The sequence below is a fragment of the Natrinema longum genome (assembly GCF_017352095.1).
In the GTDB taxonomy this organism is placed as follows: Archaea; Halobacteriota; Halobacteria; order Halobacteriales; family Natrialbaceae; genus Natrinema; species Natrinema longum.
Map to the genome: position 1 here is coordinate 3,356,902 of NZ_CP071463.1, position 20,692 is coordinate 3,377,593.

Consider the following 20,692-nt stretch of genomic DNA (forward strand, 5'->3'; position numbering starts at 1 on the left):
GGGAGTATGGATTTCGAAGCCCCGGTCGACGGGTGGTACGTCCACGTCGCCATGGTCATCGCCAGCATCACGTTCGCGGGAATCGCGCTCGGTATCCCGTCGATGCCACCGCCGGACGCACAGCGGGGAGCGAACACGATCGAGGGGGTGACAGGGAGCGAGTACGCCGCCAGCGCATCGTACGAGCACGACGCGGCGGTGGTGACGATCGATCACGAGACCATCACGATGGAAAACGAGTACGGAAGTTCCCACGCGAGGTTCGCGTACGGAACCGTCGTCCCGGTCAACGGATACGACCGACTCGAGAACGTCACGCACGGCCGATCGTTCGAGGACGAATTCGGGGCCGAACTCGAGGATCCACACACCGATGCGACGGGCGAGTTCTTCGCCCTGGTCGAGGCTGCCGATGTCGAAAACACGGGCACGGAGCTAGCTGCCAACGGGGAGATCGTCACTCGGAGGGTGGCTGTCGAAGAGGACTCGACAGTCGGGATCGAGGCGAAAGCGACGAACAACGATGCTCTCGCGCAGGACCTCGCAGACGAGGACGACGATCTCGACGAGGAGGACATCGAGATCCCCGGAACCGTCCGCGTCAGGGTCGACGGCACCGCCGATAGCGACACCAACGTTCAGGTCGATGGGACGGAGCTAACGGAAACGATCGACGTCGACGATTCGGAGGGGTGGTTCAAAGCGACGGTAACTGGGTTCACGTGCAACCGGGGTGGGTTCTGGTGTGACGATACCCCAGACATCGACGCGATCGACTACGACTTTGCGCCGTTTCCCGGACTCGAAGAGGGCGATACCGAGACCGTGACGCTTGTCGACGGCGATCTCGATGCTGTCACCGATAGCGACGAGGACGAAGTGACGATCTGGACCGGCACGTACGATCTCGAGATCACCGTCGTCGGGGCGGACTTCGAGGATTGCCACGGAACGATCGACGAAGCGGGCGAGTGGACCGAAATCTGCGGTCCCAGCCTGACTTCAGAGGAGTTCGACGACCCACACTGGCACGAGAATCGTGGAGGTGTTCGGTATGTCACGCTCGTCACCGTCTAGGGCACAGACCGAACCGCTCGCGGCGATCTGTGCCGTCTCGATATTCGCCATCGCCCTCGGCCTCTACGCCGTGGCGGCCCACCCGATCCTCCCAGGATCGAGCGAGCAGGCGACAGCGGATCGGACGATCGACTACGTCTGGGACGACATCGAGGAGGACGGCGTGTTCAACGCCGCCGATAGCGCCGACGACATCGACGATCACATCGCGGGCAGCTCGCTCCCGGCAGGGTCGACGGTGTCCGTGACCGTGACCGTGATCGACCACGGCGGCGAACAGCGGATCGCCGGGACAACGTTCCCGTCGGGATATCCGGACGAGACGGATGCGTCCGACATCGCCGAACTCGAACGATACATCGACGAAGAGGGTGTCCCCGATCGTGCGAGCGTCGCGACCAGGTCGATCCCGGTTGCGGTGGTCAGTCGGGCAGACATCCGCTCCGGAACGCTCCGGGTGAGCGTATGGTAAATCGCGATCGGGGGATTTCGACGGTGATGGACGTATCGCTGGCGCTTCTGATCATCAGCGCGACCGTGTTGCTGATCGGACTCTACCTGCAGAGTGACGACGACCCGATCGACGGAGATCGTGGTGACCAGGCGTTGCAAACCCTGTCCGGATCGACAGTGACGATCACGTACGACGTAAGCGAAGAAAACGAGTCAGGGTATGCAGCCACTGACAGTGACCACTACGACACTCCGGACGACCTCGAACCGGACGACGTGAACGAACTGTACGAGATCACGACGTACGGTTCGGCAACGGATCTCCTCGGCGAGGCAGCGATGACGAATCTCCAGATCGAGGGAACTGAATTATTCGCGTACGGACACGATGTCGAACGGTCGGTGGACGGAGCGATTCGCGGACGGTTGGTCGGAAGCGAGGGGACGGTCTATGCAGTCGCCACCTGGGAGCCCTACGACGGTGCCTCGATCAACGGCACGGCGACCGCCGGTGAGCGACCACCCCGAACCGAGGACGTCTCGAGTTCGACGACGGAGGTTTCGGCGACCGTTCGATCGGTCGACTCCGAGCGGTTGGCAACCCTGTTCGAGCAGGGGGAGGAGGCTTCTCCCCACCGCAGTGAGATCGACGATGGCTTCGACCTCGTCGGCGAGGAAATCGCTTCCGCGATGGTCGAGGGCTACTTCCCGCCCGAGCAGACTCAATATACGCTCGAGTCGTCGTTGATGGAGCATGCAGTGACGCTGTACAACTATCGGCGAATAGCCGATGCCGCGGCTGTCGATATCGAGGACGATATAACGGGGACGAAGCCGGATGCAATCGATGCAAACGACCACCTCGTGAACGGCGATCGCGGTGCCGAAACGGGACTCGCGAGGATTATTGCCGACGATCTTCGTACCAGTCCGGCTGGCGAAGAGATTCGAACGACCTACGACGAATTCGGCGACGAGCTGACCCCCGCCGAGGAAACGGCACTCGAGGAAACGTTCGAGGAGGAAGTATCGACCGGAACGATCGAGATCACCGTCCAAACGTGGGAATGATGACAGGAGCGGATCAACGAAAACGGGATGCAACGGTTACGATCGCGGAGCGTGGACACGTTCCGTTTGCGGTAATCGCGGTCCTGTTGCTCGTCGTGAGCGTCGCGACCATCGTGATGCTCGAACGGCGATCCGAACCGAGGATCGACCGCGACGCCGAACTCGTCATGGATCGGACCGAAACCGCAGCACAGGCTGAATTTCGAGCCGCCGTCCTCGAGGCGACCCATCAGGCCGGTGGGGCACCGATCAACACGACCACTGGAAGCAACGTGGACGGGATTTCGTCCGCGTCAGACCAATCCGGGGCGTTTCGTGAGTACGTGAAACTACTGATCTATCTGCGAGCTGTCGAGCGAATACCCGCGGCTGATCAGTCCGTCGGTCCGGATTCTCGCTCGACGGTTGCTCTGGAGCCAGTCGCTGCCGATCCGGACGACGGAGAACTCAGCCCCGACGAGGCCATCGAGAAGGTCGAACTCGAGATCGGCTCCTTCGACGACGACGTCGAACAGGGGACGGTCACCGCGACGATTCACGATGTCGAATTCGGCGGCCACGTCGATGGTGAAGAGCTCCCAGCTGAAACACGATCGATCAGCGTCAGCGTCGGAACGCCGGTGTTCGAACTGAACGAGAAGATGAACGAATACGAATCGAAACTCAACAAGGGATTCTTCGAGTCCGAGGAAGACGGGATGCCGGACCCGACCACCCTCGACGGGCTCGGGCAGGAGATGGCTGCTCGACAGTATCCGATCGCATACATGAAAGCGAGTTGGAACCGGTTCGGGAACAAGACGGTAACGCCTGAAGACCACGACTTTACGGAGACGATCGGGACGGACCACACCGAGGTACTCACCAACCACGCGATCTACTCGGTCCAGGAGGACACCTTCGGGACGCGCGACCCTGACGCCGATCGAGCGATGCGCCCGCAGTACCTGTGTATGTCACTTGATTTCACGACGACGATCAGCGGCGTCGATCCCGAGATCGACATGAACGATGTCGTTCCGAGTAACAATACCACGTTCTCCGAGGACCTCAATGATCACATGGAGCAGCTGAATGAAACCGGTCCCGACGGCGAGATGCCGGACAATATGACAATCCCGGTGAACCAAAACGTCAACTTCAGAGAGGAGCTGTGTAACGAAGGCGGGGTTCTCAACGACTGGATCTTCGGCGACGAGGCAACTGGTGAGCTTCCAGAGGTGCCACCGCTTTCGGAACTGATCAAGGACGGTACCGACAGCATGGGTGTGGCCGAGCAGGAGATCGAACTGCCGGTCGAGTCGGTCGCCGAAGCCACGTATATCGAGTACAAACTCGAGAGCCCCCGGGATCCCGCCTCGTATCTCGAGGGGAAATCGTCGGACATGAAATCCGACATACGGAGCGCAGGAGGTGATGTAGATCACGACGTCTCGAGTAGTCTTCCCATCGAGGAGTCCGAGGAGTACGACGGGAGTGTCCACGACATTCGTGACGAACTCTACGAACTGGACATCATAGTCGATCGAGAGGCCACGGCCGGTTCGGTACCGGAACCGGATCCGCCCAGCGGAGACTGGCATCGATCCAGAAGCGAGGACGAGGAGCGCGTTACCGACATCACCGTCGACAGCGTCTCCCACACCCCGCAACCCGACGGCAAGACGTACGACCGAGAGATTCACAGTATCACGGCTGATGCGACGGTCGACGTCGCAGTCACCCGCGGGTACGAGAAAACGGAAAACAACGAAACCGTGACGACGACGGTGACGGAAAGCGACAGCGTCGACGTCGACGCAACGGTGACGATCGACGCCGCGTACGGCTTCCGGGCCGGTGGCGTATACTACGAAGCCTACGACGACTTCCAGGTCGAACCGGATCCGATCGCAACCGACTACGGGACCCACGAAAACGTCACCTTCCGGACCGGCTTCGAGAACGCACTCGTCGAGGTCACGAGCGCGAGTGAGTACAGTACTGCAGAAACCGAGATTGCGACCCAACTCGAGTCGGACCTCGGAAACAGTGATCCGAACGCACTCGAGCAGACGGCCAAAGACAGCATCGGGGAAGAGCACGACAGAGTGCTCGATTCCAGCGACGTCATTCCGGACGAACGGGAGAGGATCTCCGAAACGCTCGACGAGGAACTCGAGGACGTCCACGAGAACTTCACGGCCGACTGGAAGGCAGATCCGCTTCGGATCAAGATCAACGAGCTGGCCGACGACGAGTCACCGCCGGAGAAGGTAAAGGAACACATCAAAGCGGAGTACGAGGACGAGTACGTCGACGATGGACCCTACGAGACGCCCGAATCGATGGCAAAACAACAGATTCGAAAAGCGTACTTCGATCGGCTCTACTACTGGCTCGAGCAGTTCGACGGCGAGTACAGCGGCCAGATGGAGGAGTTCAACGACAAAATCGACGACAACACCGAGGGGCAGGTCGACGATTTGAACGAGGTCCTGGGTTACGTGCAGGGACTGGCGAACGCGGACTACGACCCCGATCCGGCCGACCTCGAGGGGTCGCCGGTTCACGACGACGCCCAGTACGAGATATCGGGATCGCCGACGTATTTGACCGCGACGGAAGTCGAACGCGACCACGTCTCAGCCGTTCGCGCGAGCAACGAATCGATCATGGACACCGACAGTGACGCCCACCATCACCCGATGGCGATCCAGACGCACAACCGCGCCCCCTGGCCGGGCATCCCCGCCCTCTTTTACATGCCGGACAAGTGGTACATCACGATTAACTTCTGGCGCGTCGACGTCGCGGGTGAGTACGCCCGTCTCGAGGTAAGTTCGACGATCGGCGATCCGTCCGACAGCAACCGGTTGACCTACGTCGCCGAGGAGAGCCCCGTCGAAGTCGAACTCTCCGACGGCTCGAGCGTTCAGGTCGGCAGAAACGAGGCGGTCGACTTCGAGACCGGCACGGAGGTAATCGTGGTTATGCCGGGTGCGATCGTGAAAAAGGGTGGGCCGATTCCTGCTGTTGCTGATGGGGATTTTCATTCCCAAGGAACAACCTATTGTACGGAAACTTGGAGGGAGGTTGGGCCAGAAGCAAATACCCAATCTTGCTAGTTTTTCACATTTATGTAATTTTTATAATATATTATATATACTAGAGTAAATTAGTTTGATATTATTAAATAACAGGGCCAAACTCTTCGCTTTCTATATTAAATCCAAATAACACCTAATAGATCAACATACAACACATACCGAAATACAACTAATGGGGGATTATTTACGTAGATGGTTGAATCCTGCAAATGCAAAATATGATTTATTATTTTTGATTTATTTTTAGATCAACCATATCCGACTAGTTTGTGTGAATCCTGAACAGAATCCTGCATAATAACTATCATTTCGTTTAAAACAATCGGAATATGAAAACCTAGTTGTTCTGAAGCCCGTTTTTCCCAGATCATTTCACCAGATTTAGGATCGACTGCAATTAACTTGTGCGGGTCCGTGACACCAGCGGAATCGATCGTATAGCCCGTCCCATCAGCGACGACGAGCGGTGTATCAGAACTCACTTCGGGATCCCATTCGTTCGGGGGTTCTCCCGTTTCAAGGTCGTACGCCATCGCGCCCCGTTCTAGATAGGCAGTATTATCGTAAATAGCGGGTCTCGTCCAAGATGACTGATCCAACTCAGTGACTTTTTGTCGGTTACCATTATCGGAATCTATTGAAATAATCGCGTCATTAGTCACAGTATATACATTCTTATCGATAACTGGGAACGTTTTTGTGAGCCGATCATCGCTCCACTGCTCAGCATGAGATATTTCATGATCCCAGCGTCTCTTACCGGATTTTCGATCATAGCCAGCAATTATAAAATCATTTTTGTCTTCATTTGGCTGGGCCCGAACATAGATATACTTCTCATCAATTGCAAGTGATTGTATTGTTGCAGCAGTTTCGAACTCGAGTTGTTCGTCACCTTTACTGTCTATAGCGACGACATGATTTCCAATTCCCGCATAGACAATGTCGTCGTAGATCCGTAACGTCTCGACAGAATCATCATGGTCAGTCGTCCAGAGAACATCTGCATTCTTGTGATTGAGTGCCTCGATACCATCTCCACTGACAAAGACTGCCGTTTCGGAGACAGCAGGTGTTACCCACCCATCAGATTCGTACTCCCAGACGATACCGCTATCCTCAAGATCGATTGCAGTATACGCGCCACGGCTTTCGCTGACATATGCGGTATCCTCGTAGACAACCGGTGGTAGAATGTCCCCGGGAGAGTCGAACTCCACCGTCCAGAGTACTTCCGGTTCACCATCGAGACCGCTGTGTGGCACTGACAGTCGGTTTCTCGCATTGTACCGTTCCATCGGCCATGACCCGTAACTCCCGTCACCCGAGACGACACCGGGATCGTTCTCTGCAGTCGGCGCATCGCCGTCAGTGTTACTGCTACACCCAGCCAGCGCTGCCATCCCAAGTGACGTACCCGCACACGTGGCGAGCCATCTTCGCCGTGTTCGTCTGTATTCAGCCATTTGGTTAGTTATAGCTTTCCCTACCACTAATTAATTTTGCTTATCATAGAGATAGAAAACTACCGCTCAATCGACCCGCTTCCTCCGTCCGGACGAATCTGCCCGCTCTTGGTTGCGATACGCTCGAGGTCGCGTTCCTCGAGTACTTCCAACCGGTCGCGGTTCGATCGCACCGAGTCACAGGGGATGCCCGGCCACGAATAGCGCTGGGCCGATTCTATCGAGTCCCGCGAACGAGTTATCTATGCGTTACTTCGCCGGAGAAATTAAACCAATGTTGTGTATGGGAAACGTAGCTTGTATTAGGGTGGGAGAATATGGTCTCTCTCGTGAGCGTTCGAACTAGATGGAATCGGTACGGAGGGAGGCAATGAGTTCCGAGACAGACGACGACGGAGGTCACTGTTCGACGGCGGATTCGGACGGCGAAGTCGCCGAGGAGATCGCGATCATCTCCTTCGGGCGGAAGATGGACACTGCCGAGGAGATCAAAGCCGAGATCGGCGATCGCTACGAGGCGATCGACATCATCGAGTATCACGGCGACGTCTTCGAGGAGTACTGGGGCGAGTACGACTGTTTCATCGGCCTGATGGCGTCGGGGATCGCGATGCGGAAGACGGCCCACCTGCTCGACGACAAGTGGGAAGACCCCGCGATCTGCGTGGTCGACGAGGAGTTGACGTGGGCCATTCCGATCACGGGTGGCCACCACGGCGCGAATCAGGTCGCACAGGACCTGGCGACGATGGGTGCCGTCCCGGCGATGACCACCGCCTCGGAGGCGGCCGGCAAGCAAGGCGTCGAGTCCCGCGCGAAGGCGATGGACACCCACGTCGTCAACGGCGACTCGACTGTCAAGACGAACCTCGCCGTCCTCGACGAGAACCTCGGTCCCGTCGCCCGGCTCGACGGCCCCAAAGCGGTCCTCGTCGACGACGACGTGACGGTTCTCAAGCGCAACAAAGCGGACGGCGTCGTGCTCGGTACCGGCAGCGTCTCCGGTGCGAGCAAAGAGGCCTTCCTCGCAGCCTGGGAGGAGGCCCTCGAGCAAACCGATTACGACGTCGACGACGTCGAGTTCGTCGGGACTGCGACCCGGAAGGAAGACGAAGAAGGGCTGCTCGAGGCGGCTCAGGAACTCGACCTCGGCGTGGTCGCCTTCGACAAGGAGACCCTGCTCGAACACGAGGGGCCGACGCCCTCGAAGTCGAAGGAGCTGATCGGCTGGCCCGGCGTCTCCGAGGCCTCCGCGATCGCGGGCGGTTCCGAACAGGAACTGCTCCTCGAGAAGATCAGTTACGAAAACGAGGTCACGGTGGCGATCGGTCGATGAGTTCGGACGCCGAGTCCGCCGAGACGAACGCGGACGCGACGGCCGATGGTACCCCCGACGATCACGGCACGCTCTACGTCGTCGGCATCGGCCCCGGGCTGCCGGAACACATGACCAAGCGAGCCAAGGAGGTCATCGAATCCTCGGAGGTCGTCATCGCCTCGAGCCTCTACCAGGAGTTCCTGCGCGACGACGGCACCCTGCTGCCGGAGGCGGAAACCGACGAGGACGGCATTGCAACCCGCGAGGACGGCTTCGAGCAGGAGATCGTCCGCTCGACGATGGGCCGCCAGATCGAACTCGCCCGCGCGGCGTTCGACCACGTCCGGGAGGGAAAGGACGTGGCCCACGTCTCCGGCGGCGATCCGTCGGTCTACGGCAAGTCCGACCTCATCTTCAAGATGGCCGAGGAGGACGACGCGACCGATATCCCGATCGAGATCGTCCCCGGCTTGACGGCAGCACTGGGCGGATCGGCGAACGTCGGCGCGCCGCTGTGCAACGACTTCTGTACGGTCTCGCTGTCGGACAAGTGGCGCGGCTGGGACGAGATCGAGGAGAAGCTGCGGGCGGCCGCGGTCTCGGACTTCGTGATCGTCCTCTACAACTGCTGGCGGAATTACGAGAAAGCGGTCGAGATCGTCCGCGAGGAGCGGACCGACGACGCCTACGTGGCGATCGTCAACGACGCCGGCCGCGCGGACGCCGGCCGAAACGGCGAGAGCCAGTTCATCACTACCCTCGGCGAGGCCGCCGATCACGACGACAAGGTTTCCGGGATGGGCACCTCGCTGATCATCGGCAACCACGAGACCGAGACCTGGCGCAACGACGACCGAACGTACCTCGTCACCCCGCGCGGCGGGCGTGACGTCGACGATTTCTGAATCCAACACCAGACAACCATGAGTACGGAGACCAACGCGGACGCTGACGACGAATCGACTTCCAAATGCGGAGCCTCGAGCACGGAGAGCAGTGCCAGCGGGGCGAGCACCGATAGCTCGAGTAGCTGCGGTGCTTCGGGCAGTACCGACGACTCCAGCGGTTCCAAGTGCGGTGCGAGTTCGTCGAGTTCCTCCTCGTCCTCGAGTAGCTGCGGGGCCTCGAGTTCCGACGACGGCGGTTCGAACGAGAAGGAGGTCGGCTCGACGGTCGACGACTTCGACGCCGAGCCCGGCAAACTGAGCGCCGTCGGCCTCGGTCCCGGCCACCCGGAAGGGATGACCGACCGCGCGAAGACGGCGCTGCTCGAGGCCGAGCACATCGTCGGCTACACGACCTACATCGACCTCATTCCGGACGAGATCACCGAAGCGGCCGACGAGCTGTACGACACGCCGATGTGTGGCGAAGTGTCGCGAACGGAGGAGGCCATCGACCGCGCGCTGGCGGGTAACGACGTCGCTATCGTCGGCAGCGGCGACCCCAACGTCTACGCGCTGGGCGGGCTCGCACTCGAGATCCTCGAGTCCAAGGGCGCGACGGCGTCGATGGTCGACTTCGAGGCCGTGCCGGGCGTCCCGGCGGCCCAGTCCTGTGCGGCTCGGCTGGGTGCCCCCCTCGTGAACGACACCGTCTCGATCTCGCTGTCGGACCACCTCGTCCCGATGCCGGAAATCGAGTCACGGCTCCACTCTGCGGCCAAGGAGTCCTTCACGATCACGATCTACAACCCGTGGAGCCGCAAGCGCCGGGAGAACTTCGAGAAGGCCTGCGAGATCCTCCTCGCACATCGCGACGAGGACACGCCCGTCGGCATCGTCCACGGTGCCGGCCGCGAGGACGAACAGGTGATGATCACCGAACTCGGCGAACTCGAGGAGCTCGGCGAGAGCGAGATCATCGACATGACGACGACGATCGTCGTCGGCAACGAGGACACCTACGTCTGGGACGACCGGATGGTCACGCCTCGGGGCTACGAGACGAAGTACGACTACTGAGACTAGCATGTCACGATACGAAGTCACCATCGAGAAGGACGCCTGCGACGGCATCTTCGCCTGCCTGACCCGCGACCCGCGATTCGTCGAGGGCGAGGACGGCCTCGCGACGATCGATCCCGGCGCGGATCCGGTCTACGACTGCGAGGGCGAAGTCACCGACACCGAAGACCGGGTCGTCGCGACGTTCGACGACGACCGCATCGACGAAGCCCAGCAGGCCGCTGCGGCGTGCCCGACGGACGCGATCGTCGTCGAGGAGGTGGGCGAATGAGCGACGCGGAATCCGCGACCGAGATCGAGGTTCCGTCGGATCCGCTCGCCGGCCACGCCGCGACGGCGTACTTCTGGGGCCACGTCGCCGGTAGCGGGGACGTTTCAGATGATAGCATCGAGGTCGTCACCAACGACGAGGCGTCAGCACAGGTGCTCGCCGCGATCGCGGGCGGCGACCTCGAGCACGACACGACCAGCCGCGAGTACGCCCACGACACGTCCATTACGCGAACCGAGGACGAGTACACGCTCTCGATCGGCACTGACGGAGGCGAAAGCGGCGAGAACGAGGATGGCGGTCTGCTCGGTCGCAGCGGCGCGCTCGGGCTCCCCGTCGACGGCCGCGGCAACTACCGCTTCGGCGCGTTCTCGAACTACGATCGGGAACTGCTCCGGGGGCTGCTCGAGGGCTGTGGCACCATCTGTTTCAAATCCTCGAGTGGCACGGTCGGCATCTCCTTCGTCCACGACGACGCGGACCTGCTCGACCTCGCGCAGGACCTGATCGCGGAGTGCCCCGTCGATGCTCCGATGGGTGAGCTCTCGGAGACGTCCTCGGGTGGCTACTGGTTCGGCGTCGACGACGCCGCCGCGCCCGCCTTCGGCACGTGGCTCTACGAGAACTGCGAGGAGACGGGCCTGTTCGCGCCGAGTCGCCGCCGCAAGCTCGAGCGGAGCCTCGAGCAGGCCGAGGCATACGACGAGTAGCCAACCGAACGATCGAGACATCCGATACAGATGAGTACACCCGACCAGACCACACACGCATCCACAGCCGGGTTCGACGACGAGGCCGTCCTCCTGATCGGCCACGGTTCCCGGCGCGAGAAGTCCAACGAACAGGTCCGCGAACTGGCCGCCGACCTCGAGTCGCGGCTGGGAATCCCCGTCGACGCCGCGTTCCTCGAGCTCGCGGAGCCGGCGCTCGACGAGGCCTTCGCCCAGCTCGCACCCGTCACCTCGCAGGTGACGGTCGTCCACTGTGCGCTGTTCGCCGCGAGCCACGTCAAGAACGACGTGCCCCTGGCGATCGAGCAGGCCCGCGCCGAACACGACCTCGAGATCAACAACGGCGCACACCTCGGCGTCCACCCCGCGATCCTCGATCTGCTCGACGATCGCGCCGCAGCCGTCGAGGGCAAACTGGGCGTCGACCGCGAGGAGAGCGAGGTCGCGGTCGTGGTCTGTGGCCGCGGCTCGAGCGATCCGGACGCCAACGGCGACGTGCACAAGCTGGCCCGCCTGCTGTTCGAGGGTCGCGAGTTCGACCGCGTGGAGGCCTCCTTTATCGGCGTCACGGAGCCGACGCTCGAAGACACCTTACACGGACTCTCGAAGCACCGCCCCGACGCGGTCGTCGTCCTGCCGTACATGCTCGGCGACGGCGTCCTCACCCAGCGGGTTCGGGACTGGACGGCCGAATTCGACGACGAGTACCCCTACGTCGACGCGCTGGCCGGGGATCCGCTCGGGACCGACTCCCGACTGCTCGACGTCTTCGCCGACCGCTGGCAGGAGGCGCGGACTGACAGCGTCTCCATGTCCTGTGACACGTGCAAGTACAAGGTCGACCTCGAGGGCTACGAGGAGGACGTCGGCGGCGCGCGGGCCATGCTCCGCGCGCTGGCCCACCAGGAGGCCCACGCCGACCGCGACGATATCGACGAGGAACCCGACAGCCACGACGCGCCGGAAAAACACGTCGCGGTCTGTACCAACCAGACGTGTGCCAAGATGGGGTCGCCGGCGGTCCTCGAGCGTCTGCGCCAGGAGGTGCGGGACTCCGAGCACTGCGACGCCCGCATCACGCGCTCGTCCTGTCTGGGTCGCTGTGGCGACGGCCCGATGGTCGCGGTCTACCCCGACGGGGTCTGGTACGGCGGCGTCGAGGACGACGACGCGGAACGGATCGTGGGCGACCACCTCGATCGGGACCGCATCGTCAGCGAACTCGTCGATCAGACGCTGTAACGCCGCTCCGAAACACACGAACGAAAAATCACTACATCCAACCATGAGCTGCTACGAAATCGAAGCGCTACGACTCGGATTGATGACCGTCCTCGGCGTCGGGGACGATAGCACCCGCGATCACGCGGAGAAGGAACTCGAGGGCCATCTCGACGGCCCGATCAAGGGCCTCGCGGAGGCCGACAGCCTCGCGGCGATCGAGCGCCACCTCGATGCCGCGCTAGTCGACCTCGAGGAGGAGGTCGCCGCGATGGACAGCGACGACCCCGAGTACGACTACACGCGGGGACGGCTGTTGGCGGTCCGCGACGCCGAGCGAGCGGTTCAGCGATTGAGCGTGCAGGGCGAGAGCATCGTCGACGGACTCGGCGACGCCCACGACACCCTCCACGAGACCTTCCCAGTAGAGGAGTAACCATGGTCGACACTGCCGATACCGAACGCGACCGGCCCCTCGAGTTCCGGTCGGTCCCGCTCGGCGAGATCGAAACGGCCCGCAGCCGCCATATGTGGACCCGATCGGCGGTCGAGGTGGCGGAGTCCGGAAATCTCGTCGTGACCGGCGAGTGGGACGGCACCGTCACCGCCCGCGATGCCGACTCGCTCGAGGCCCGGTGGACGGTCGAGCATCCGGATCACGCGGTCGGCATCGCGTCGCTCGAGGGAGGGTCGAGTGACGACGGCGATGAAACGATCGTCGTCGCCGGCCGGGGCGAGTCCGGGACGATCGCTGCCTACGACGCCGCGACGGGCGACCGGCGCTGGCGGTACGACACCGTCGAGGACCTCGGCGAGGCGGTCAAAGACACCGTCTTCTACCTGCCCTACGTCGTCGCCCTCGAGAGCGGAGCGGATGGCCGTCTGTACGCTGCGGCGCGACGGTACGAACGCGACGGCGAGATCCGACGGTGGCACAGCACGGTCTACGCGTTCGCCGCCGACGGCTCGGTCCGCTGGACTGCCGAGACCGACGCCTCGCCGATCGCGCTCGATCTCGACGCCGACGGCGAGCGCCTCGCGGTCGGCTACAACCGCTGTATGGGCGATCACGACACCGGGCTCGTCGTTCTCGAGGCCGCATCGGGCGATCCGCTGTGGAGCTGGGATCCCGGAACGGAAGGCGACCGCCGCGTCGGCGACGTCTCCTTCGACGGGGAGTCGATCGCGGTCTCGAGTCACGGCGACAAACGCGGCTACCTGCTGGGGCCCGGCGGTGCCGAGCGCTGGCGCGTCGACCTCGCGGTCGAGACCGAACTCGAGGACGAGACGCTGTACGCCTACCCGAACCACGCCTACGCGGACGACGGTCGCGTGGCGTTCGTGACCGGCAACACCTACGCGGTCGAGAGCCGCGAGACGGAGCGTCGTCATCCGAACGAACACCGGATCGCCGCGTTCGACGCCGACGGTGCCCTCCTGTGGGACGATGAGGTTCGCGGCTTCGTCCACGGCCTCGCCGCCGACGGGGGGCGACTCGTCGCTCCCTGTGCCCAGAACTTCCGCGTTCGCGACCCGGATACCCACGCCGTCCGCTGGTTCGACCTCGAGTCCGGTGCGAGCGCCACCGAGCGCCTCGACGGAATCGCGACGGCGGCCGCTGTCGAGGGCGAAACGGTCGCAGCCATCGAGGAACCCGTCGCATACCACGACGAGGGCGAGACGCGCGGCGAGTACGCACTTCGGGTCGGGTCGCTCGAGTAGCGCCGTCGATCGGTCGTTTTCGCGGACGATCCCCGGCGAGTTGGCTAGTCGCATACGCAAGGCCAACCCCCACAACGCTCACGAGCGTCCGTGTTCCCGTATAATGACCGAGAGTTCTGCACGCGACGGCCGCGAGGTGCGTTCCGATCCGGGGCGGGTCGAACGCTCCTCGAGCCGTCTCGACGAAACCGAGCGGACGACGGGACCGCCACGCCGGGTGATGACCGACGGCGGACGGGCGGAGATGGCGGAGTCCGACGACCAGCCCGAGGACGCGAGCGACGCCGACGTGGCCCCCGAGGAAGCGGACGCCGACGCCGAGGAAGGGGTGGCAGACCCTGCCGAAAGCGAGGAGACCCAGGGAGGGGAAGACGAATCCGAAGGCGCAGTCGAAAGCGAAGACGAGGACGAAAAGGAGGATACCGAGGAAGAAACCGGGGCCACGGAAGGAGAAGACGAAACGGAAGCCGAGGAGGAGGGCGAAGAAGCTGAAACGGAAGAAGAGGACGCCGACGGCGAGGAAGACGAGTACCACGTCGAAGACGCCGAAGACGTCTACCAGGACGACGAAACGGCCGGCGTCCTCCACCTCGACCTCGACGGCCTCTTCCTGGATCTGCTCGGCCTCGAGGTGAACCTGAATCCGGTCACGCTCGACGTCTCGGCACGACCCGGCGGAAACAACCTGCTCGGGAACTTGCTATCGGCAGTCACGGGACTTCTCGACGGTCCCAGCGCCCTGCTGGACAAGGTCCAGTCGCTACTGGGCAAGCCAAAAGAGTTGTTCAGGTCCCTGGTTAGCAAGCCAAAAGAGCTGCTCAGCAACGCGCTTGGAAAGCCCAGAGAGTGGCTCAGTGGACTCTTTGGCGGTGACGCTGGCGAACCGTCGGAGACCGACAAACCGGACGCCGAGGAAGCGGAACCAGCAGCAGCCGACGACGAGGAAGCGGAACCGAGCGAGGGCGACGAGACGCCGGGTCGCATCTCCAGGGCAGCCAGCTGGCTCAGAGGGACGCTGTCCGGGCTCGTTCCCAGCTTCCCGACCGAGGAGATCGTGGCGATGATCGTCAGCGAAGTGATCGAACAGCTAATCGAACGACTCGAGCCGGATCGTGAGGAAGAGGCCGGCGGACAGGCGGAGCCGTCACAGGCGGAGGCATCATCATGAGCGACGATTCAATCACACAGCGGATCGATACCGAAAAGATCACCGAAAACGTCGACGTCGACGAACTGGTCGAGGGCACCCAGTGGGAAGAGGAGATCGACGGGGACAAACCTCTCGGAGAGGCGCTTGGCGGACAGATCGGCGCGATTCTCGGACGAGCGATCGGCGAATCCCTCGGGCGAACGATCGGGAATATGGTCGTCGACGAACTCCTCAGTTCCGGCGACGAGGACGAGGAGGAAGGCGAGGAGGCCGCCGAGGAAGGCGAGGAAACGACTGAGGAAGGCGAGGGAGCGGACGAAGAGGCTACCGAAGCGGACGAGCCCGAGACCGAAGGGGACGACGAGAGCGGCGAAGGTGAGGCCCAAGACGACTCCCAACCGGGCGAGGAAGGCGAAGCATCGGCGGACGAAGAATCGGAGCAGGCGTCCGACGCCGAGGAGTAACACCGTGATGCAGCACACGCTCTCGCTCGACGACCCGGCTCGAGGTGGTTGCCGTGAGTGACGGATCCGGACTGAAGGGGATGGTGGCCAACGAGGTGAGCAATCAACTCGACGTCACCGATATGCTCGGCGACGGGCCTATCGAGGACAGCATCGACGGCGGCGAGGTCGGCGCAGCGGTCGGTCGACAGTTCGGCGAACAGTTCGGCCGCGAGGTCGGGGCGGCGGTCGGCCGAGAAGTCCACGAGACGATCGCCGAAGGCGTCGACGAGGGGAAAGGACTCGGCGAGATCAGAACCGAAGTATCGGCGGCGATTCGGGACGCTCTCGAGGACTCGGTCTCGGAGATCACGGGTCGCGATTCGCTCGAGTCGGTAGCCAGGAGTGTGACCGACGGCAACAGCGTCGAGGGACTTCTCGATAGCATCGGGGGCGACGGACGCGACGAACCTACGGAAGACGAGTCGGAGAGCGATTCGCAGGCGGCACCCGAGGAGGACGTGTCCGAGAGCGACGCCGACGGTGAAGACGAGACGGCTGCAGCCGAGCAGGAAGCGACGGAAGCCGAGGCGTCCGACGAGGCCGAGGCGGAGCCGTCGATGGACGACCTCGAGGGCCTCAGGACGGACACCCTCGAGGACTTCCTCGGGGTGATGTCCTACAGCGACTTGCAGTCGGTCGCGAAGGACGTCGGCGTGAAGGCGAACCTCAGCCGGGAGGAGATGACCGAGGCGATCATCGGTGCAGTGATCGACGAGGAGGGCGACGACGACTCGGACTCGGAGTCAGAAGCCGAGGCAACAGCCGAGTAGTCGACCGACAGGTCCCTCCCCATCACGGGTAGCGGGACCGACGCTGGTGTAGTCATACCACGAGACAGCTATGAACGACTCACGACTACGGGATCGAGTGGACGAGGTGTTGAACCGGGCCGCCGCGTCGAGCAACTCGATCGTCGCCGACGACGGCTCGGCTGGCGAGGACGAGGCTCCCGAGATGACCCTGCTCGAGACCGCCCAGGAAGCAAACGAGCTACTCGAAACCGCCGACCCCGCCGACCTGCTCGCCGCGGTGGGACTGGACACGCTCGCGGACGGAACCGAACCGGCGTCGATTCCGGAGGCCATCGCACGGGGCGACCAGGAGACCCTCGAGGACCTGCAGCGGTTGCTCCACCTCGCGAAACTTGCCGGCCGGGCGGACGACGGGACTCTCGATGCGACCGCCGACGGCCTTCGGGAGACGATCGGTGACCGGGAGGAATCCGCGAAGCCGGACGCGGACACCACAGCGGATGCGGACACGGAGGCAACCGGAGGCGACACGGCGGACGAGACGTCCGACGACCTCGGGGATCGACTCCGCTCGTCGATGCGGTCCTCCTTCGAGCAGTTCGGCGGCGATGTCGCACAACTCAGAGAGCGACTCGAATCCGCGAGTGACGGGACCGCCCGCAGCGACGCGTCGGCGGCCGACGAGACGGCTATCGACGCTGGGTCCGCGGACGAGGGTGGGACCGAAGAAGCGGCGCATAAAGCGGAAGCGACGGACGAGGAGGCAGACGAGGGTGTTCTCGGATCGGGGCTCGGCGGTGACCGGACTCGCGGAACGTCGGGCGGTGCGAGTCGCCATTCGACGATGCCACCGCCCCCGTCCGAACGGGCGGACATGCGCGGAGTCACGCGTCACTCGACGATGCCGGACAAGCACGGCTAGCCGATCGGCTCGCCCTCGAGCGAGGTCGAACTCTCACCGTTTCCGGTCCACGTCATCGAGGAAGACGAGTTCGGGCCGGTTCGAATCGTCGGTCGAAGCGGATTCGACACCGAACGAGTCAGAACCTCGCTTCGCGACGATCAGCGACGCGGCGAGTTACTCGAATGCGTCGGCCCGATGCCGGCGGCGACGCCGGGATTCTACACGTTCCTCGACGAGGACGGCGCGTCCTGCCAGTTGCGCGAGGCGGAGACGGGACAGGTGGAGTATCGGATCTATCCCGACGGTGTCACCCAACAGGTACTGATGGACGGGAGCATGGCGATCGCGACGAGTATGCGGTACGTCCAGCACGTCGTGGTCGCGGTGGCGCGTAACCGGATCTCATTACGCGTTCGCCCGTAGTGGGTCATCGAGAGCGATCCGTAACCACCGACGGGTTCCTCGAGCGGTACGTTTATACCACTGTATTCCATCGTTGTTCCATAGATGGAATATCGACGTCGTGAGATGCTCGGGGCGGGTGTAGCCGGGATCGCTGCGGCCGTTTCCGGGTGTCTCGGAGGGCGGAACGCCGAGAGCGACGGATCGATCACCGGCGAAGAACTCGCGCTCGCGACGACGACCAGTACGTACGATACGGGGCTGCTCGACGAGGTCAACGAGGCGTTCCAGGAACGGTTCGGGACGCCCGTCGCGGCCAACGCACAGGGGACGGGGAAAGCGATCGAATCCGCCCGCAACGGCAACGCGGACGTCATCCTCGTCCACGCCCGCTCACAGGAAGACGAGTTCATGCGAGACGGCTACGGCGTCAACCGACGAGATCTGATGTTCAACGACTTCGTGGTGGTCGGTCCGAGCGACGATCCCGCTGGCGTTAGCGAGACGGAACAGGCGACCGCCGCGTTCGACGCCATCGCCAGCGCTCGAGCGACCTTTACCTCTCGCGGCGACGACTCCGGGACACACACCAAGGAGCGCGTGGTCTGGAACGAAGCCGGCCTCGAGCCCGGCGGCGAGTGGTATCAGGAAACCGGCAGCGGGATGGGCGACACGCTGACGGTCGCGAGCGAGTCGCGCGCCTACACGCTGGCCGACCGCGGAACCTACCTCTCGATGCAGGACAACGTCGACCTCGAGCTCCTGCTCCAGGGACCGATCGAGGGCGGGCCGGCGCTCCTCGCGAACCCCTACGGCATCATGGCGATCAACCCCGAGATCCACTCGAACGTCAACTACCAGCTCGCGATGGCCTACATCGGCTTCGTCACGAGTCCCGACGGGCAGGCGGTGATCGAAGAGTTCACCGCCAACGACCAACAGTTGTTCTACCCCGAAGCGCTGGCCGAGGATCCGGACTTCCAGCAGTACGTTCCCGAGGGATGGCAATCGAACGCCGACGAGGACTGATCGGTACGAACAGAACCCATCGACACGAACCGACCACCACCAGATGCCACTCGAGTCCATCGCCGAACCCAACTATCTCCGGAGCATTATCCGGATCTCGCTGACGGTCAGCCTGACTGCCGTCGCGCTGAGCACGCTGTTGAGCCTGCCGATCGCATTCCTCGTAGGCTTTGCCGACTTTCGGGGGAAGCGTCTCGTCACGGCCGTCATCAACACGGGAATGGGGTTCCCCAGCGTCGTCGTCGGACTACTCGTCCTGCTGGCGATCTCGAACAACGGCCCACTGGGATCGCTGAATCTCGTCTATACGCCCGAGGCGATGATCATCTCCCAGTGTATCCTCGCCGCGCCGGTCATCACCGGCGTCGCGCTGTCGGCCGTCGAGAGCGTCGACGACACCGTCCGGAACGCGGCCTACGGGATCGGCGGGACCCGAACGGATGTCGCCCTCATCACGCTCAAAGAGGCTCGATACGGCGTTATTACGGGTATCCTCGCCGGGTTCGGGCGCGCAGTCAGCGAGGTCGGCTCCGTCCTGATCGTCGGCGGCAACATTGCCTACGCCGACGGAACCTCGAAGACGCGAACGATCACGACCGCGATCACGTTTGAGACGAGACGGGGCGAGTTCGAGACGGCGCTGGTACTCGGTGCGGTGTTGCTCGTCCTCGTCTTGCTCGTCAACGGACTCGTCTTGCGACTCGGAGGGCGATAATCATGCATCTCGAACTCGAGGGCGTTTCCTACGGCGTCGACGGGACCCGAATTCTGTCGGACGTCTCGCTCGCCGTCGAACCCGGCGAGGTCGTGACGATCATCGGCCCCTCGGGGGCCGGCAAGACCACCCTGTTGCGGCTGGCGTCGCTGTTCGAACGGCCGACCGACGGCGCGGTCCGGAGTGACGGGACGGATCCGTGGTCGCTCCCTCGAGACGAGCGACTCACACTCCGCCGGCGGATCGGGGTCGTCTTCCAGCAGGCGAGCCTGTTTGCGACCTCGGTGGCGCGCAACGTCGACGCCGGCAGGCGGATTCGTCGGCCGTGGTCCAGCCGGGTCCGGGACTTCGCCGAGCGACTCGCGAGCCGCTGGATTCACGGGTCGCCGACGGTCGACGATCGAACGCTCGAGGCCCTCGAACTCGTCGGGCTCCGGGAGGAGTGGGATCGGGCGGCGAGTTCGCTGTCGGGCGGGGAGGCCCAGCGGGTGTCCTTCGCTCGCGCGCTCGCTCCGCGACCCGATCTGCTCGTCCTCGACGAGCCGACCTCGGACCTCGACCCGCGGAACACGGCCATTCTCGAGCGCGCGATCGAGCGGGCCCGCGGCCACGATCACGGCGTCTTGCTCGCGACCCACGACATGCACCAGGCCGAGCGGATTTCCGATCGCGTTGCGTTCCTGCTCGAGGGCGAACTGATCGAAGTCGGCTCGCCCGAGCGGGTGTTCGATACCCCTCGCGACGAACGGACCGCACGCTTCGTTCGCGGTGATCTCCTGTACGATGAAAACGAACTTCTCGCCTGAGCGCGAACGGGGACTCGAGCGGCGTCGATCGCCAGCCGAATC

General features: G+C 63.1%; 21 protein-coding genes. 20 read left to right on the top strand and 1 reads right to left on the bottom strand.

Features of this window, described 5'->3' with window-relative positions; translation table 11 throughout:
* The first annotated feature begins 6 nt into the window (after positions 1-6).
* From J0X27_RS16650 to J0X27_RS16665, 4 genes are read left to right on the top strand one after another with little or no spacing between them, the layout of a single operon-like run.
* A complete protein-coding gene (locus tag J0X27_RS16650; RefSeq protein WP_207270263.1) occupies positions 7-1,077 on the top strand; it encodes a DUF7283 family protein in 1,071 nt (356 codons plus the stop codon).
* Positions 1,055-1,549: a DUF7285 family protein gene (locus tag J0X27_RS16655; RefSeq protein WP_207270264.1), complete on the top strand. Its 495-nt coding sequence runs from the start codon at positions 1,055-1,057 to the stop codon at positions 1,547-1,549. The genes J0X27_RS16650 and J0X27_RS16655 overlap by 23 nt, the downstream gene beginning before the upstream one ends.
* Entirely contained in the window at positions 1,543-2,601 is a 1,059-nt protein-coding gene (locus J0X27_RS16660) for a DUF7284 family protein (RefSeq protein WP_207270265.1), read from the top strand. Before J0X27_RS16655 ends, J0X27_RS16660 begins: the two co-directional genes overlap by 7 nt.
* Positions 2,601-5,708, top strand: a complete 3,108-nt coding sequence (locus J0X27_RS16665; protein WP_207270266.1) for a DUF7286 family protein — start codon at positions 2,601-2,603, stop codon at positions 5,706-5,708. The genes J0X27_RS16660 and J0X27_RS16665 overlap by 1 nt, the downstream gene beginning before the upstream one ends.
* Before the next feature lie 230 nt (positions 5,709-5,938).
* Here J0X27_RS16665 and J0X27_RS16670 read toward each other — a convergent pair whose 3' ends face one another.
* Positions 5,939-6,988, bottom strand: coding sequence for an outer membrane protein assembly factor BamB family protein (locus tag J0X27_RS16670; RefSeq protein WP_207270267.1), 1,050 nt, complete (start codon positions 6,986-6,988; stop codon positions 5,939-5,941).
* Positions 6,989-7,526: 538 nt separating this feature from the next.
* Here J0X27_RS16670 and cbiG point away from each other — a divergent pair.
* The 16 genes from cbiG (at position 7,527) to J0X27_RS16750 (ending at position 20,650) form a co-directional block, all read left to right on the top strand.
* On the top strand, positions 7,527-8,492 hold the full coding sequence (gene cbiG, locus J0X27_RS16675) for a cobalt-precorrin 5A hydrolase (protein WP_224214539.1): 966 nt from the start codon (positions 7,527-7,529) through the stop codon (positions 8,490-8,492).
* Complete coding sequence (locus J0X27_RS16680; RefSeq protein WP_207270269.1) at positions 8,489-9,379, top strand: precorrin-3B C(17)-methyltransferase; 891 nt, start codon at positions 8,489-8,491, stop codon at positions 9,377-9,379. The genes cbiG and J0X27_RS16680 overlap by 4 nt, the downstream gene beginning before the upstream one ends.
* 18 nt (positions 9,380-9,397) lie before the next feature.
* Positions 9,398-10,438, top strand: coding sequence for a precorrin-3B C(17)-methyltransferase (cobJ, locus tag J0X27_RS16685; protein ID WP_207270270.1), 1,041 nt, complete (start codon positions 9,398-9,400; stop codon positions 10,436-10,438).
* Positions 10,439-10,445: 7 nt separating this feature from the next.
* On the top strand, positions 10,446-10,712 hold the full coding sequence (locus J0X27_RS16690) for a ferredoxin (RefSeq protein WP_207270271.1): 267 nt from the start codon (positions 10,446-10,448) through the stop codon (positions 10,710-10,712).
* A complete protein-coding gene (locus J0X27_RS16695) occupies positions 10,709-11,422 on the top strand; it encodes a cobalamin biosynthesis protein (RefSeq protein WP_207270272.1) in 714 nt (237 codons plus the stop codon). The genes J0X27_RS16690 and J0X27_RS16695 overlap by 4 nt, the downstream gene beginning before the upstream one ends.
* 30 nt (positions 11,423-11,452) lie before the next feature.
* On the top strand, positions 11,453-12,685 hold the full coding sequence (locus J0X27_RS16700) for a CbiX/SirB N-terminal domain-containing protein (RefSeq protein WP_207270273.1): 1,233 nt from the start codon (positions 11,453-11,455) through the stop codon (positions 12,683-12,685).
* Between the two features lie 43 nt (positions 12,686-12,728).
* Positions 12,729-13,100, top strand: a complete 372-nt coding sequence (locus J0X27_RS16705) for a DUF3209 family protein (RefSeq protein WP_207270274.1) — start codon at positions 12,729-12,731, stop codon at positions 13,098-13,100.
* Positions 13,101-13,102: 2 nt separating this feature from the next.
* On the top strand, positions 13,103-14,386 hold the full coding sequence (locus J0X27_RS16710) for an outer membrane protein assembly factor BamB family protein (protein WP_207270275.1): 1,284 nt from the start codon (positions 13,103-13,105) through the stop codon (positions 14,384-14,386).
* A 103-nt stretch (positions 14,387-14,489) separates the two neighbouring features.
* Positions 14,490-15,554 carry a hypothetical protein gene (locus tag J0X27_RS16715; RefSeq protein WP_207270276.1) on the top strand — a complete coding sequence of 355 codons (1,065 nt, stop codon included), beginning with the start codon at positions 14,490-14,492 and terminating at the stop codon, positions 15,552-15,554.
* Positions 15,551-16,000, top strand: coding sequence for a hypothetical protein (locus tag J0X27_RS16720; protein ID WP_207270277.1), 450 nt, complete (start codon positions 15,551-15,553; stop codon positions 15,998-16,000). The genes J0X27_RS16715 and J0X27_RS16720 overlap by 4 nt, the downstream gene beginning before the upstream one ends.
* A 44-nt stretch (positions 16,001-16,044) precedes the next feature.
* A complete protein-coding gene (locus tag J0X27_RS16725; protein ID WP_207270278.1) occupies positions 16,045-16,812 on the top strand; it encodes a hypothetical protein in 768 nt (255 codons plus the stop codon).
* Between the two features lie 70 nt (positions 16,813-16,882).
* Positions 16,883-17,716: a hypothetical protein gene (locus J0X27_RS16730; protein WP_207270279.1), complete on the top strand. Its 834-nt coding sequence runs from the start codon at positions 16,883-16,885 to the stop codon at positions 17,714-17,716.
* Positions 17,717-17,893: 177 nt separating this feature from the next.
* Positions 17,894-18,121 carry a hypothetical protein gene (locus tag J0X27_RS18010; protein WP_224214538.1) on the top strand — a complete coding sequence of 76 codons (228 nt, stop codon included), beginning with the start codon at positions 17,894-17,896 and terminating at the stop codon, positions 18,119-18,121.
* Positions 18,122-18,205: 84 nt separating this feature from the next.
* Positions 18,206-19,129: an ABC transporter substrate-binding protein gene (locus J0X27_RS16740; RefSeq protein WP_207270280.1), complete on the top strand. Its 924-nt coding sequence runs from the start codon at positions 18,206-18,208 to the stop codon at positions 19,127-19,129.
* A 43-nt stretch (positions 19,130-19,172) separates the two neighbouring features.
* Positions 19,173-19,844, top strand: coding sequence for an ABC transporter permease (locus J0X27_RS16745; RefSeq protein ID WP_207270281.1), 672 nt, complete (start codon positions 19,173-19,175; stop codon positions 19,842-19,844).
* Between the two features lie 2 nt (positions 19,845-19,846).
* Positions 19,847-20,650 carry an ABC transporter ATP-binding protein gene (locus tag J0X27_RS16750; RefSeq protein ID WP_207270282.1) on the top strand — a complete coding sequence of 268 codons (804 nt, stop codon included), beginning with the start codon at positions 19,847-19,849 and terminating at the stop codon, positions 20,648-20,650.
* Positions 20,651-20,692: the final 42 nt, after the last annotated feature.

Bases quoted from the DNA above. Each gene is read 5' to 3' on its own strand.
- J0X27_RS16650 (WP_207270263.1), top strand. From the start codon at position 7: ATGGATTTCGAAGCCCCGGTCGACGGGTGGTACGTCCACGTCGCCATG.
- J0X27_RS16655 (WP_207270264.1), top strand. From the start codon at position 1,055: ATGTCACGCTCGTCACCGTCTAGGGCACAGACCGAACCGCTCGCGGCG.
- J0X27_RS16660 (WP_207270265.1), top strand. From the start codon at position 1,543: ATGGTAAATCGCGATCGGGGGATTTCGACGGTGATGGACGTATCGCTG.
- J0X27_RS16665 (WP_207270266.1), top strand. From the start codon at position 2,601: ATGACAGGAGCGGATCAACGAAAACGGGATGCAACGGTTACGATCGCG.
- J0X27_RS16670 (WP_207270267.1), bottom strand. From the start codon at position 6,988: ATGGAACGGTACAATGCGAGAAACCGACTGTCAGTGCCACACAGCGGT.
- cbiG (WP_224214539.1), top strand. From the start codon at position 7,527: ATGAGTTCCGAGACAGACGACGACGGAGGTCACTGTTCGACGGCGGAT.
- J0X27_RS16680 (WP_207270269.1), top strand. From the start codon at position 8,489: ATGAGTTCGGACGCCGAGTCCGCCGAGACGAACGCGGACGCGACGGCC.
- cobJ (WP_207270270.1), top strand. From the start codon at position 9,398: ATGAGTACGGAGACCAACGCGGACGCTGACGACGAATCGACTTCCAAA.
- J0X27_RS16690 (WP_207270271.1), top strand. From the start codon at position 10,446: ATGTCACGATACGAAGTCACCATCGAGAAGGACGCCTGCGACGGCATC.
- J0X27_RS16695 (WP_207270272.1), top strand. From the start codon at position 10,709: ATGAGCGACGCGGAATCCGCGACCGAGATCGAGGTTCCGTCGGATCCG.
- J0X27_RS16700 (WP_207270273.1), top strand. From the start codon at position 11,453: ATGAGTACACCCGACCAGACCACACACGCATCCACAGCCGGGTTCGAC.
- J0X27_RS16705 (WP_207270274.1), top strand. From the start codon at position 12,729: ATGAGCTGCTACGAAATCGAAGCGCTACGACTCGGATTGATGACCGTC.
- J0X27_RS16710 (WP_207270275.1), top strand. From the start codon at position 13,103: ATGGTCGACACTGCCGATACCGAACGCGACCGGCCCCTCGAGTTCCGG.
- J0X27_RS16715 (WP_207270276.1), top strand. From the start codon at position 14,490: ATGACCGAGAGTTCTGCACGCGACGGCCGCGAGGTGCGTTCCGATCCG.
- J0X27_RS16720 (WP_207270277.1), top strand. From the start codon at position 15,551: ATGAGCGACGATTCAATCACACAGCGGATCGATACCGAAAAGATCACC.
- J0X27_RS16730 (WP_207270279.1), top strand. From the start codon at position 16,883: ATGAACGACTCACGACTACGGGATCGAGTGGACGAGGTGTTGAACCGG.
- J0X27_RS18010 (WP_224214538.1), top strand. From the start codon at position 17,894: ATGCCGGCGGCGACGCCGGGATTCTACACGTTCCTCGACGAGGACGGC.
- J0X27_RS16740 (WP_207270280.1), top strand. From the start codon at position 18,206: ATGGAATATCGACGTCGTGAGATGCTCGGGGCGGGTGTAGCCGGGATC.
- J0X27_RS16745 (WP_207270281.1), top strand. From the start codon at position 19,173: ATGCCACTCGAGTCCATCGCCGAACCCAACTATCTCCGGAGCATTATC.
- J0X27_RS16750 (WP_207270282.1), top strand. From the start codon at position 19,847: ATGCATCTCGAACTCGAGGGCGTTTCCTACGGCGTCGACGGGACCCGA.